This is a genomic window from Rossellomorea aquimaris (assembly GCF_003315075.1).
GTDB lineage: Bacteria > Bacillota > Bacilli > Bacillales > Bacillaceae_B > Rossellomorea > Rossellomorea aquimaris_C.
In genome coordinates this window covers 163,309-175,496 of sequence record NZ_QNRJ01000004.1, presented here as the reverse complement: position 1 = coordinate 175,496, position 12,188 = coordinate 163,309, and the positions used below count along the sequence as shown (strand labels likewise).

Sequence of the window (12,188 nt, the reverse complement as noted above, 5' to 3'; positions counted from 1 at the left end):
GACATCCACTTCAATCTTAATTACTATATGTTTAAAAACTTAAACGTTTAAGTGTTTAAACATTAAAGATAAGGTGGTTACTATAGATGAATAAAACGGTTCTAATTACAGGGGCTTCAAGTGGTATCGGTTTGCACTTTAGTCATAAATTCGCAGGTTCCGGCCATGATGTGATTCTCGTGGCAAGAAGTGAGGAGAAGCTTCGTACTCTATCAAAAGAAATAGAGAGTAAGTACGGAGTGAACTCATATGTCATACCATCGGACCTTTTCAAACCAGGGGCTTCTGAAACGTTATATGAGGAAGTGAAAGCAAAAGGGATCCAGGTTGATATCCTTATCAATAATGCAGGCTTCGGTCTGTTTGGTGAATTCGAACAAACAGTGCTCTCAAAAGAGCTGGATATGATTCAAGTGAATATCACTGCCCTTACCGAGCTAAGCAAGTATTTTGGAAAAGAAATGGTGTACCAGAAACGTGGACAAATCCTGAATGTAGCATCAACTGCTGCATTTCAGCCGGGTCCGCTAATGGCCGTTTACTATGCGACAAAAGCGTATGTCCTTTCATTCTCAGAAGCACTGGCAAATGAATGGGGGCCACACGGAGTGAAAGTGACCGCGTTGTGCCCTGGAGCTACCAAAACGGGATTCAGCGATGCCGCTGACCTTCAGTCTTCCAAACTATTTCAGTCTGGTGTGATGAGCGTGGAGGAAGTGGTGGAAGAGGGGTATAACCAAATGATGACGAAGAACAAAACCGTTATCATCCCAGGTCTTAAAAACAGAATGCTGACTCAATCCATCCGTTTTATGCCGAGGGAAATGGTCACAAATATTGTTCGTAAAGTACAAGAACGGGTATAATTGAATGTGAATGAGTTTGAAGGGAGAAGACTATGGGTCAAAAAGCAATCGATACATTTCGTGCTTGCATTCCATTATTTCAAGCACTGAGTGATCCTTATCGTCAGGACATAATATTACTTCTTGCCGAACAAGAACCTCTTACGGTCAATCAAATTACTGAAAACCTAACGTTATCGCGCCCGGCTGTCTCTCACCATTTAAAGATCCTGAGAGATCAGCAATTAGTTTCTTTAGAGCAAAAGGGGACGCAGCGCTTCTATTCTCTTGAATTGGATAATGCGTCTGTCCTTCTGAAGGAACTGGTTGAGACGGTTGAAAAACAATGTGAGTAATGTTTCACAAAAGAAGGATAATAATGAATATTGTCGAATGTAGAGATAGATTCGTGCAATACAGAATGCTGGATGGAGCCATGCTTCATCCAGATCATAATGAAAGGTGGTGGAATGATGTCGTTGACTTTTTATTCGTATCCAACGTGTGGTACGTGCCGGAAAGCAAAGAAGTGGCTTGAAGATCAAGATATAGCATTGAATGAAATACATATTGCCGAAAACCCACCGTCAAAAGATGAGCTCAAAAGCCTATATGAAAAAAGCGATTTACCTCTTAAAAAGTTCTTCAATACAAGTGGTAAAAAGTATCGTGAACTAGGCTTGAAAGATAAAGTGAACTCAGCTTCAGATGAGGAATTATTAGAAATCCTTTCCACAGACGGGATGCTGATCAAGCGTCCAATCACAACGGATGGGAACCAGGTGACAGTTGGTTTCAAGGAAGAAACCTTTCAAGAAACCTGGAAGTAAAAATAGGTCTTTGATTACCAGATCATGGACGATGAAAAAGTTTCATTATTCACACTTAGTTTTCTTGCTTTTTCAATGAAAAGTGTGTCAATATTAGGTTGTATAACTAGCATTTGGAGGGATAGAGAATGAGTACACCGAAAGAACTTCGTTATTCAGAAGAACATGAGTGGGTCAAAGTTGAAGGGGAAAATCTACGCGTTGGAATCACATCATTTGCACAATCTGAACTGGGCGATATCGTATTCGTTGAGTTACCAGAGGTTGGAGATGAGATCAAAGCGGACGAGCCATTCGGTAGTGTTGAGTCGGTTAAAACCGTTTCTGAGCTATATGCACCTGTATCAGGTAAGGTGGTAGAAGTGAATGAAGAGCTATCTGATAGCCCTGAATTCGTGAACGAATCACCTTATGAAAAAGCATGGATGATCGTTGTTGAACCAACAGATGCTGGAGAAGTAGACAAGCTTATGACAGCTGAACAGTATGATGAAATGATTAATGAAGGATAATATCTTCAGAAGCACCTTGAGAAGTTCTCAAGGTGTTTTGTTTTTAATTTTGGGTACCATATGAGTAGACGTTTTTTCCAAAAGAAAGGGTGAACACAAATGGTACTTGAGCCTAAGAAATTAGATGTGACCAATAGAGTGACAGGAAAACTTAAAGATGGTGAAGTAGAACTATATTTGGATAATCAGCCGATCGGCAGAATGGCTCTGCCTCTTGACGGAATAACCATGGAGCCGAACTTTGAAGCGAAAGAAAATAAAATTTATCAAAGCTACACTTCCACAGAAGGCGATCAAGCAAGATACACCGATTGTGATGAGGGTGGCTGGTGTTAGAGAGGCCCGTGGTGCCAGATTCATTAATGAATCTGGCACCATTTGTATAAATAGATGATTTAGGCAAACCACTTGCACTTTTTTTTATAAACATGAGAAAATATAAGTAGAAAGTGGACATCATCTCTTGTTATCTGAATATACTATCGTAATCTTATTTATGAAAGATAAGGTGATGATCATGATGGAACTTGACGAAAAAGTAATCATTGTCGAAGGAACAACGGACAAACGTAAAGTAAGAGGTATCATCAAAGAACCGATTGAAATAATTTGTACAAACGGGACCATCAGCATTACAAAAATGGACGAACTCATTGATGCTTTATTGGAAAGGGATGTCTATATATTAGTAGATGCTGATGATGCAGGTGAAAAACTGCGCAAGCAATTTAAACGTGAGTTTCCGGAAGCTGAACATTTGTATATCGATCGTATGTACAAGGAAGTGGCCGCAGCACCGGAGTATCACCTGGCGTCAGTGCTTATAGGAGCCAATATCGACGTTCATAAAGAATTTCTAGGAAAAAGGATGATCTAGATTTGATTGAGGTAAGTAGTACCGAAGCTTTAAAACAATTGATTGGAAAACATGCGTTCGAAGCTGTTTATCTTTATACACCGATGTGTGGTACCTGTCAGGTTGCAAGCAAGATGATTGACTTAGTGGAGAAGCTTCCACAATCCTTTCATTTTACAAGGTCCAACTTGAATTACTTGCCCCAATTTGCAGAAGAGCAATCCATCGAAAGTGTACCCTGCCTGATTTTATTTAAGGATGGTGTCGAACAGGAAAGGATTTATGCCTTTCAATCCGTGCCATTTTTATATGAAACCTTAAACAAATTCGCGGATAGTTAGAGGGATAAGAGACCTTTAAGGAGAAGGTCTTTTTTATTTGTCTGATTTCACCTATTTCCTCATGAAATCCAATGATAGAACGTTTTTCTTTCTACAAACGAAGACATATTTCTCGGGAAATGTTGCGAATGGCATCATATTTTGACTAGACATCATCCAAATTCTTACTGTTCGACAAATAAGCTGGACCGGTTCAAATCATGTCGAGAAAGTATTGAAGGGGAAAATGCCTAAAAGTGGAATGGTTAGTATATAGAAGTTTCACTGGGAGGGTAATCATGCGAATATATTTAGAGGGATTAGTAGATCAGTGTCATTCAAGATATCACTTACGACTCTTATTTCCAGACAACCCATTTATTCTTCATTTTGATTGTGGAAGTGACGTGTACGGCATAATGATTTCGAGTAAGAGGTGCGCTTTATTAGATGATTTAAGTGGTGACGCTCATTTCGTCATTGAAGGGATGGAGGAAACACTGGTTTCTCTACTTTCGGGGGAAGAACGGTTGTCTCAACTGATTGAGGACGGATCCCTGGCTATAAGGGGAGGGTATCGTCCACTCTTATTTGTGGAGTCGGTCCTTTGGCTGACGAGATCCAGAGAAAAAGAGCCGATTGAAGTTTAAACATCGGGGAGAAAAAATAATTGACACACACTATATCCGGTGATAGAATCTCTCTTGTAGCAAATTTTCAGAGTCTTTAACTATTTTAAATAATTAAATAATATACTTAGCTCTTATTAAGAGAGGTGGAGGGACGTGCCCTATGAAGCCCGGCAACCGTCAATGAAAATTGAAATGGTGCCAATTCACTCAAAGCATCTGCTTTGAAAGATGAGAGAAAGGATAGTCCTATATGATTATGCCTTTCTGCTTATCGCAGGAAGGCATTTTTTATTGCTTTTAGAAATAGGAGCAGGAAACATCAGATAAGTACAACTATAATTCTGATTAAACAGGTCGTTTTACTCCGAAAGAAGGTGGAATACAACATGATTACCATTTCAGATGTGAAGAAAATCTATCAATCCAAATCGGGTCCGATTTCAGCCGTTGATGGCGTCAATATCGAGATTTCCCAAGGAGAAATTTTTGGAGTGATTGGCTATAGTGGGGCAGGTAAGAGTACGCTGATCCGCATGCTTAATGGTCTTGAAGTTCCTACAGATGGAATAGTGGACGTGAACGGACAAATCGTTTCCCAAGTGAAGGGGAAAAAGCTGCGGGAAGTAAGACAGTCAATAGGGATGATTTTTCAACACTTTAATCTCCTCTGGTCTCGTACTGTAGTAGAAAATATCCAGTTCCCATTAGAAATTGCTGGAGTATCAAAGAAAGAGAGAGTCCAAAGAGCCAATGAATTATTGAAGCTTGTGGGATTGGAAGGCAGAGGAGATGCCTATCCGTCGCAACTGAGTGGCGGACAGAAACAACGGGTGGGGATTGCAAGATCCCTTGCGAACAATCCCGATGTCCTTCTATGTGATGAAGCTACTTCCGCTCTGGATCCACAAACAACCGATTCCATCCTTGATCTATTGGTGGATATTAATAAACGCTTAGGGCTGACGATCGTCCTGATCACCCATGAAATGCACGTGATTCAAAAGATCTGTCATCGTGTAGCGGTCATGGAACAGGGGAAAGTCGTCGAACTCGGGGATGTATTGGAAGTGTTCCGAAATCCACAAGAGCAAGTGACAAAGCGTTTCGTAAGAGAAGTCTCGCAAGTAAAGGAAACGGATCAAACCATTGACCACCTATTGACGCAATATCCTAATGGAAAAGTGCTGAGATTTACTTTTGTAGGTGAATCAACTGAGCAGCCGCTCATCACCGCGCTGATAAGAAAGTTTGACTTAGACGTAAATATCCTGCAAGGACAAATCTCCCAAACCCAAAAAGGGGCCTATGGAACGTTATTTGTTCACCTTGACGGGGAGGAACAAACCATTAAGGATGCATTGGCGTTTGCTCAAACGCAACTGGTTCAAGTGGAGGTGTTGAGAGGATGATTGAAAACTTATTTCCAAATGTAGATTGGGAGAAGATGTGGGAAGCAACCCTCGAAACCCTGTATATGACCGGGATGTCTGTATTGATTACCTTTGTACTCGGAATGATCCTTGGGATTTTGCTCTTCCTTACTTCTAAGGAAAATCTATGGGATAACAAACTGACATATACGATTACAAGTGCAGTCGTAAACGTGTTCAGATCAATTCCATTCATTATTTTGATCGTGTTGTTAATCCCGTTCACCAAGTTTTTATTGGACACAATCCGTGGAGCGAATGCAGCTCTGCCGGCACTGATCATCGGGGCTGCTCCGTTTTACGCCCGCATGGTAGAAATTGCTTTAAGAGAAGTGAACAAAGGCGTCATCGAAGCCGCGAAAGCGATGGGAGCGAAGACGGGCACGATTATATGGAAAGTACTCATACCGGAATCCATGCCGGCTTTGATCTCAGGGATTACAGTGACAGCCATCGCTCTTGTTGGATACACAGCAATGGCCGGGGTCATCGGAGCAGGTGGACTTGGTAACTTAGCTTATTTAGATGGCTTCCAACGAAGCAGGGAAGACGTGACGATTGCAGCAACCATTATGATTTTACTCATTGTGTTTGCGATTCAGATACTGGGTGATTTCTTTACAAATAAATTAGATAAACGATAAAAGGAGAGAAATGAAATGAAAAAATGGGTAACAGGAGTTATAGCAGCAACTAGTATTTTTGGCTTGGCAGCATGTGGGAATGATTCAGGTTCTGGAAATGACGAAAAGGAATTGGTAGTAGGAGCTTCTAATATTCCACACGCTGAAATCCTTGAACAAGTGAAGCCTGTCTTAGAAGAAAAAGGGATCGACTTGCAAATTGAAACGTACCAAGACTATATCCTTCCTAATAAAGATTTGGATAATGGGGATATTGACGCAAACTATTTCCAAACCATTCCTTATATGGACTTGCAAATGAAGGAAAATGAATATGAGTTTGTCAATGCAGGCGGAATTCATATTGAGCCGATCGGTATTTATTCGAAAAAACACAAATCTCTCGAGGAGCTCCCTGAAGGCGCTACGATCTTAATGAGTAACTCTGTATCGGATCATGGACGTATCCTTACATTATTAGAGAAAAAAGGACTCATCACCTTAAAGGATGGGGTGGAAAATACGCAAGCCCAACTTGAAGACATCAAAGAAAACCCTAGAAACCTTCAATTTGATTATGAGTACGAAGCAGCTCTTCTCCCACAAATGTATGAAAACGAAGAAGGAGACGCAGTTGTCATCAACTCTAACTATGCCATTGATGCAGGGTTGAAACCCCTTGAAGATTCAATTGCCATTGAAGATAGTAACTCTCCTTATGTGAATGTGATTGCAGTGAACAAAGGTGATGAAAACAAAGAGGAAGTTAAAGCGCTAGTGGAAGCACTGCGTTCGAAAGAAATCCAGGACTTCATCAATGAAGAATGGGATGGAGCCGTCGTTCCGGTAAGTGAATAATATCGAAACCCGATACTGACATTGATCAGAATCGGGTTTTTTCATTGTAAGGTCTTCCCAAAATTTTTAACATAATCATTTCCTTATTGGTTCATACTATTTCCGATGAATCTATTTCAGAAATGGAGCTGAATGAAATGCAGATGGAACCAAGAAATACAACAGAAGCTGCCCTTCATGATTATAAAATGGGGCTTGGGATCTTCACTGAAAAAATGCCTGAGCTTGCCGAGCAGTACAATGCGTTCACTGAGCACTGCTTTCGAGAAGGAGTTCTTACTAAAAAAGAAAAGCAATTGATCGCGTTAGGAATCAGCCTATATTCCCAGGATGAATATTGCATTATCTACCACACAAAAGGATGCCTGGACCAAGGATGTTCAGAAGAAGAAATCCTTGAAGCAATCGGAGTAACCGCTGCATTCGGAGGCGGAGCAGTCATGAGTCAGGCTGTGACACTAGTACAGCAATCCATTCAGGACTTGAATCAACTGAAGCAATAACAACTAACGGGAGGTGATACACTTCCCGTTTTTTTTGTTGCAGAAGTGAATGATGATCGAGTGTTTTATAGTGGCTATTTTTATTCTATAAGATCGAATAGTGGATTGAATTCGTAATACTAAGTTGATTGGAGCGGAAGGTGCTCGACTTCCTCCCCGGGGAATATTGTGCCTGGAGCGAGAAGGAACGGTCCGTGTCTTTATGTACCGTCTCTTCAGTAGAAGTGGTCACCAAGTATTAAATACTTATTCAATAAAATGAATATATATTAAAAAAGCTATTAATTGGCAGTATAATGGCGGAATTTTGTGAAAACTTAAAGGTAACCCCTTGAGGCTAGGGTGAAAAGGATGAATTTAAGAAAAAATGACCCTATACTGGTTTTGTCTTGTGAACGAGGGGGTAGTATAGTTGTAAAGTAATTAAAAACCTGAAAGGAATGATTCGTTATCGACTCTCTTGAGAGTATCTCGTACACAAGTGAAATGGAAAAGGCAATGCATGGAGCCCATGGGATTGGTTATGAGGTGTACAAACGAAAGCATGAAGTCAGAATGCAAGTAGAGAAAAGAAGAGAGCAGGACTATAAGGAAAGCAGACGAATGATTGCGGCATTTGATCGTAAGGTGCACGCTAATATATAATAAGGAAGAAAAAAGAAAACCAGTGTAGACGTTGCACTGGTTTTTTTGCGTCTTTAACCAAAGGACATAGAGGGAGATCGAATGGTTTTCAACTCCCATCAGTATTGGTATGTTCTTCATGACCGGTAACTGGAGATTGAATCCCTACATTTTTCCTTTATTTTAGGTCAACAATAAAAAAGGATTATCTAGTCAAGTTTACACTATCGATATAGTTGAAAAAGTTGATAATACCTTTTATTTGTTATAAGATTGTAATGAGAATAAATTGAGAATGATTAAAGAATTTAATTCTTAAATTCATTATAAAGTCACGGAGGTAAATATACATGGCAGGTTCTACTTTAACAATTAAAGATCTTCATGTTGAGATTGAAGGAAAGGAAATCCTGAAAGGGGTTAACCTTGAAATTAAAGGTGGAGAAATCCACGCAGTAATGGGACCGAATGGTACAGGTAAATCTACTTTATCTTCTGCTATCATGGGTCATCCAAAGTATGAAGTGACAAAGGGAAGCATTCACTTCGATGGTGAAGATGTGCTTGAAATGGAAGTGGATGAGCGCGCTCGCGTAGGTCTATTCCTTGCAATGCAGTATCCAAGTGAAATCAATGGGGTAACGAATGCAGACTTCTTACGTTCAGCCATCAACAGCCGTCGCGAAGAAGGCGAAGAGATTTCTCTTATGAAATTCATTCGCAAAATGGATTCTGAAATGGAATACCTTGAAATGGATCCGGATATGGCACAGCGTTACTTAAACGAAGGATTCTCCGGTGGAGAGAAGAAGCGTAATGAAATCCTTCAATTAATGATGCTACAACCTAAGATTGCCATCCTTGACGAGATTGACTCTGGTCTTGATATCGATGCCCTTAAGGTTGTATCAAAAGGAATCAATAAAATGCGCGGTGAGGATTTCGGTTGCTTGATCATCACTCACTATCAGCGTCTTCTTAACTACATCACTCCTGATCATGTTCACGTTATGATGCAAGGACGCATTGTGAAATCAGGCGGGAAAGAATTAGCACAACGCCTTGAAGCAGAAGGATATGACTGGATTAAAGAAGAGTTAGGAATCAAAGACGAAACTGTTGGCCAAGAAGCGTAAGTGTTAGGGGGATGAAAATGACTGTAGAAACGAAACTACCAGTAGATCAGGACTATGTCAGCTCCTACTCAAAACAACTTGGAGAGCCGGAATGGTTAACAACCCTTCGCACAGATGCCTTTGATAAAGTAAAGGATCTAAGCCTTCCAGTTGCTGATAAAACGAAAATCACGAATTGGAATTTTACTCAATTCCAGAAGCATACAGTGGAAAGTGATACGTTCTCATCATTGAGTGAGCTGCCGGATGAAGCAAAAGAATTAGTTGATTTAGAAAGCAGTGACCAAAGTCTTTATATTCAACGAAATAATACACCTGCTTTTCTTTCTCTTTCAAACGAATTAAAAGACAATGGTGTTATTTTTACGGATATTTTCACAGCTGTAAAAGACCACAGTGAACTTGTACAGAAGTACTTCATGACTGAAGGTGTGAAAACGGATGAGCATAAGCTTACAGCCCTTCATGCTGCGTTGATGAATGGGGGAGTTTTCCTTTACATTCCAAAAAATGTGGAATTGACTCAACCGATTCAAGCGGTATACCTTCATGACAATGCTGAAGTAGCGATGTTCAACCACGTATTAGTAGTGGCTGAAGACAACAGCTCTGTAACGTATGTTGAAAACTACATTTCTACAACAAATGTGGAAAACGGCGTATACAACATCGTTACGGAAGTTTTGGCAAACAATAATGCTAAAGTGGAATATGGTGCTGTGGATAATTTAACAAGCGGATTAACCACGTATGTTAACCGTCGTGGAATCGCGCAAAGAGATGCTCGCATCGAGTGGGCTCTTGGATTAATGAACGATGGAGACACCGTTTCAGAAAACGTGACAAACCTTATGGGTGACGGCTCATATGGTGATACAAAAACCGTTGTCGTTGGACGCGGAAAACAGAAACAAAACTTCACGACGAAGGTTGTTCACTTCGGTAAAAACTCTGAAGGATACATCCTTAAGCATGGAGTGATGAAAGATGAAGCATCTTCCATCTTCAATGGTATCGGTAAAATTGAACACGGTGCGTCCAAGTCGAATGCAGAGCAGGAATCTCGGGTATTGATGCTTAGTGAAAAAGCACGTGGAGATGCGAATCCGATCCTTCTTATCGATGAAGATGACGTAACGGCAGGGCATGCTGCTTCAGTAGGTCGAGTGGATCCACTGCAACTCTATTACCTGATGAGTCGTGGAATTCCGCAGCATGAAGCGGAACGTCTGGTTATTCATGGCTTCTTGGCTCCTGTGGTAAAACAATTACCGATTGAAGGAGTTAAGAAACAACTTGTTGAGGTTATCGAAAGGAAAGTTAACTAATGGATGTAAAAGAGATTCGTAAACAATTTCCGATTCTCAACCAGGAAGTAAATGGCCATCCACTTGTTTATCTTGACAGTGCCGCAACATCGCAAAAACCGGTTTCCGTTATCGAAGCGATGAATGACTATTACCGTGGATATAACTCAAATGTTCACCGGGGCGTTCATACTCTTGGGACGAGAGCGACAGATGGATATGAAGGTGCCCGTGAAAAGGTCCGCAATTTCATTAATGCTTCCTCTACTCAAGAAGTGATCTTTACCCGTGGAACGACAACAGCAATCAATACAGTTGCAGCAAGCTACGGTCGTGCCAATCTGTCCGAGGGTGACGAAATTGTGATCACTCACATGGAGCATCACAGTAATATCATCCCTTGGCAGCAGTTAGCCAAAGAGACCGGAGCGGCGTTAAAATACGTTCCCCTTCAAGAGGATGGAACGATTGCGATTGAAGATGTACGGGCGACTGTCACATCTCAAACGAAGATTGTTTCGATCATGATGGTTTCAAACGTACTTGGTACGATGAACCCGATCAAGGAAATCACCGGGATTGCTCATGAAAATGGGGCAGTCATGGTCGTTGACGGGGCACAGGCTGCTCCACATATGAAAGTCGACGTACAAGATCTTGACTGTGATTTCTTTGCCTTCTCAGGTCATAAAATGGTAGGTCCTACAGGGATCGGAGTACTTTACGGTAAGAAAAAACACCTGAACAAAATGGAACCGGTAGAATTCGGTGGGGAAATGATCGACTTTGTCGGGCTTCAAGAATCCACTTGGAAAGAGCTACCGTGGAAATTTGAAGGCGGTACACCGATCATTGCAGGCGCCATTGGACTTGGAGCAGCGATTGATTTCCTTGAAGAAGTAGGACTTCATAACATTGAAGAACATGAACATAAGCTTGCGGCTTATGCGTTGGAGAAAATGAATGAAGTCGAAGGCATGAAAATTTTCGGGCCAAGTGATCCCGGAAAGCGTGCAGGTCTTGTTACGTTTAACATTGATGATGTTCATCCGCACGACGTGGCAACCGTCCTTGATGCTGAAGGGATTGCCGTCCGCGCGGGTCATCACTGTGCACAACCGCTGATGAAGTGGTTGAACGTATCCGCAACAGCACGTGCCAGCTTCTACCTCTATAATACGGAAGAAGATATTGATAAACTTGTTGCAGGCCTATTGAAGACAAAGGAGTTTTTCAGCGATGTCTTTTAATAATTTAGATCAGTTATATCGACAAGTCATCATGGATCATTATAAGAATCCACGAAACAAAGGTTCTTTAGAGGATGGAAGCTTTACCATCGATATGAATAACCCTACTTGTGGAGATCGCATACACCTGACTTTAAAGGTGGAAGATGGGATCGTTCAGGATGCGAAGTTTGACGGGGAAGGCTGTTCGATCTCCATGGCTTCTGCTTCGATGATGACCCAAGCGGTTAAAGGGAAGGATATTGAGAAAGCATTGAAGCTTTCCAAGATCTTCTCTGAAATGATGCAAGGCAATGACTATGACGACGATGTAGATTTAGGAGATATAGAAGCATTACAAGGAGTCGCTAAATTCCCGGCCCGTATCAAATGTGCGACACTGGCTTGGAAAGCGATGGAAAAAGGAGTCCAAGAAGAAGAGCAGGAATAAGCTCTTCTCCTACTCTATTTAAGAATGGAGGA

17 protein-coding genes and 1 riboswitch are annotated in these 12,188 nt (G+C 41.2%); all 17 genes read left to right on the top strand.

Features of this window, described 5'->3' with window-relative positions; genetic code table 11:
* The first annotated feature begins 86 nt into the window (after positions 1-86).
* The 17 genes from DET59_RS07320 (at position 87) to sufU (ending at position 12,156) form a co-directional block, all read left to right on the top strand.
* The gene (locus DET59_RS07320; protein WP_113969029.1) at positions 87-866 is read left to right on the top strand and encodes an SDR family NAD(P)-dependent oxidoreductase; all 780 of its coding nucleotides are present in this window, start codon (positions 87-89) and stop codon (positions 864-866) included.
* Positions 867-898: 32 nt separating this feature from the next.
* A complete protein-coding gene (locus DET59_RS07315; protein ID WP_113969028.1) occupies positions 899-1,201 on the top strand; it encodes an ArsR/SmtB family transcription factor in 303 nt (100 codons plus the stop codon).
* 117 nt (positions 1,202-1,318) lie between these two features.
* Positions 1,319-1,675, top strand: coding sequence for an arsenate reductase family protein (locus DET59_RS07310; protein ID WP_113969027.1), 357 nt, complete (start codon positions 1,319-1,321; stop codon positions 1,673-1,675).
* 128 nt (positions 1,676-1,803) lie between these two features.
* Positions 1,804-2,187, top strand: a complete 384-nt coding sequence (gcvH, locus tag DET59_RS07305; protein ID WP_113969026.1) for a glycine cleavage system protein GcvH — start codon at positions 1,804-1,806, stop codon at positions 2,185-2,187.
* Positions 2,188-2,286: 99 nt separating this feature from the next.
* On the top strand, positions 2,287-2,523 hold the full coding sequence (locus tag DET59_RS07300; protein ID WP_113969025.1) for a YusG family protein: 237 nt from the start codon (positions 2,287-2,289) through the stop codon (positions 2,521-2,523).
* A gap of 181 nt (positions 2,524-2,704) precedes the next feature.
* The gene (locus DET59_RS07295) at positions 2,705-3,064 is read left to right on the top strand and encodes a toprim domain-containing protein (protein WP_113969161.1); all 360 of its coding nucleotides are present in this window, start codon (positions 2,705-2,707) and stop codon (positions 3,062-3,064) included.
* 5 nt (positions 3,065-3,069) lie between these two features.
* Entirely contained in the window at positions 3,070-3,384 is a 315-nt protein-coding gene (locus DET59_RS07290; protein WP_113969160.1) for a thioredoxin family protein, read from the top strand.
* A 278-nt stretch (positions 3,385-3,662) separates the two neighbouring features.
* On the top strand, positions 3,663-4,013 hold the full coding sequence (locus tag DET59_RS07285) for a hypothetical protein (protein ID WP_113969024.1): 351 nt from the start codon (positions 3,663-3,665) through the stop codon (positions 4,011-4,013).
* A 110-nt stretch (positions 4,014-4,123) separates the two neighbouring features.
* Positions 4,124-4,230, top strand: a riboswitch (SAM riboswitch).
* Positions 4,231-4,381: 151 nt separating this feature from the next.
* Positions 4,382-5,404 carry a methionine ABC transporter ATP-binding protein gene (locus DET59_RS07280; RefSeq protein ID WP_113969023.1) on the top strand — a complete coding sequence of 341 codons (1,023 nt, stop codon included), beginning with the start codon at positions 4,382-4,384 and terminating at the stop codon, positions 5,402-5,404.
* A complete protein-coding gene (locus tag DET59_RS07275) occupies positions 5,401-6,069 on the top strand; it encodes a methionine ABC transporter permease (RefSeq protein ID WP_113969022.1) in 669 nt (222 codons plus the stop codon). Before DET59_RS07280 ends, DET59_RS07275 begins: the two co-directional genes overlap by 4 nt.
* Before the next feature lie 15 nt (positions 6,070-6,084).
* The gene (locus tag DET59_RS07270; protein WP_113969021.1) at positions 6,085-6,906 is read left to right on the top strand and encodes a MetQ/NlpA family ABC transporter substrate-binding protein; all 822 of its coding nucleotides are present in this window, start codon (positions 6,085-6,087) and stop codon (positions 6,904-6,906) included.
* A 137-nt stretch (positions 6,907-7,043) separates the two neighbouring features.
* Positions 7,044-7,409 (top strand): carboxymuconolactone decarboxylase family protein, encoded by a 366-nt coding sequence (locus DET59_RS07265; protein WP_113969020.1) that lies wholly within the window; start codon positions 7,044-7,046, stop codon positions 7,407-7,409.
* Between the two features lie 486 nt (positions 7,410-7,895).
* Entirely contained in the window at positions 7,896-8,054 is a 159-nt protein-coding gene (locus tag DET59_RS21595; protein WP_181778084.1) for a YuzK family famiily protein, read from the top strand.
* Between the two features lie 329 nt (positions 8,055-8,383).
* The gene (gene sufC / locus DET59_RS07260; protein WP_064092886.1) at positions 8,384-9,169 is read left to right on the top strand and encodes a Fe-S cluster assembly ATPase SufC; all 786 of its coding nucleotides are present in this window, start codon (positions 8,384-8,386) and stop codon (positions 9,167-9,169) included.
* 17 nt (positions 9,170-9,186) lie between these two features.
* Positions 9,187-10,497, top strand: coding sequence for a Fe-S cluster assembly protein SufD (gene sufD / locus DET59_RS07255; RefSeq protein WP_113969019.1), 1,311 nt, complete (start codon positions 9,187-9,189; stop codon positions 10,495-10,497).
* A complete protein-coding gene (locus DET59_RS07250; protein ID WP_113969018.1) occupies positions 10,497-11,726 on the top strand; it encodes a cysteine desulfurase in 1,230 nt (409 codons plus the stop codon). The genes sufD and DET59_RS07250 overlap by 1 nt, the downstream gene beginning before the upstream one ends.
* Positions 11,716-12,156 carry a Fe-S cluster assembly sulfur transfer protein SufU gene (sufU, locus tag DET59_RS07245; RefSeq protein ID WP_113969017.1) on the top strand — a complete coding sequence of 147 codons (441 nt, stop codon included), beginning with the start codon at positions 11,716-11,718 and terminating at the stop codon, positions 12,154-12,156. Before DET59_RS07250 ends, sufU begins: the two co-directional genes overlap by 11 nt.
* Positions 12,157-12,188 lie beyond the last annotated feature (32 nt).

Coding starts and splice junctions, on each gene's coding strand:
- DET59_RS07280 (WP_113969023.1), top strand. CDS start 4,382: ATGATTACCATTTCAGATGTGAAGAAAATCTATCAATCCAAATCGGGT.
- DET59_RS21595 (WP_181778084.1), top strand. CDS start 7,896: ATGGAAAAGGCAATGCATGGAGCCCATGGGATTGGTTATGAGGTGTAC.
- DET59_RS07275 (WP_113969022.1), top strand. CDS start 5,401: ATGATTGAAAACTTATTTCCAAATGTAGATTGGGAGAAGATGTGGGAA.
- DET59_RS07315 (WP_113969028.1), top strand. CDS start 899: ATGGGTCAAAAAGCAATCGATACATTTCGTGCTTGCATTCCATTATTT.
- DET59_RS07265 (WP_113969020.1), top strand. CDS start 7,044: ATGCAGATGGAACCAAGAAATACAACAGAAGCTGCCCTTCATGATTAT.
- sufU (WP_113969017.1), top strand. CDS start 11,716: ATGTCTTTTAATAATTTAGATCAGTTATATCGACAAGTCATCATGGAT.
- DET59_RS07285 (WP_113969024.1), top strand. CDS start 3,663: ATGCGAATATATTTAGAGGGATTAGTAGATCAGTGTCATTCAAGATAT.
- sufC (WP_064092886.1), top strand. CDS start 8,384: ATGGCAGGTTCTACTTTAACAATTAAAGATCTTCATGTTGAGATTGAA.
- DET59_RS07250 (WP_113969018.1), top strand. CDS start 10,497: ATGGATGTAAAAGAGATTCGTAAACAATTTCCGATTCTCAACCAGGAA.
- sufD (WP_113969019.1), top strand. CDS start 9,187: ATGACTGTAGAAACGAAACTACCAGTAGATCAGGACTATGTCAGCTCC.
- DET59_RS07320 (WP_113969029.1), top strand. CDS start 87: ATGAATAAAACGGTTCTAATTACAGGGGCTTCAAGTGGTATCGGTTTG.
- DET59_RS07270 (WP_113969021.1), top strand. CDS start 6,085: ATGAAAAAATGGGTAACAGGAGTTATAGCAGCAACTAGTATTTTTGGC.
- DET59_RS07300 (WP_113969025.1), top strand. CDS start 2,287: ATGGTACTTGAGCCTAAGAAATTAGATGTGACCAATAGAGTGACAGGA.
- DET59_RS07295 (WP_113969161.1), top strand. CDS start 2,705: ATGATGGAACTTGACGAAAAAGTAATCATTGTCGAAGGAACAACGGAC.
- DET59_RS07310 (WP_113969027.1), top strand. CDS start 1,319: ATGTCGTTGACTTTTTATTCGTATCCAACGTGTGGTACGTGCCGGAAA.
- gcvH (WP_113969026.1), top strand. CDS start 1,804: ATGAGTACACCGAAAGAACTTCGTTATTCAGAAGAACATGAGTGGGTC.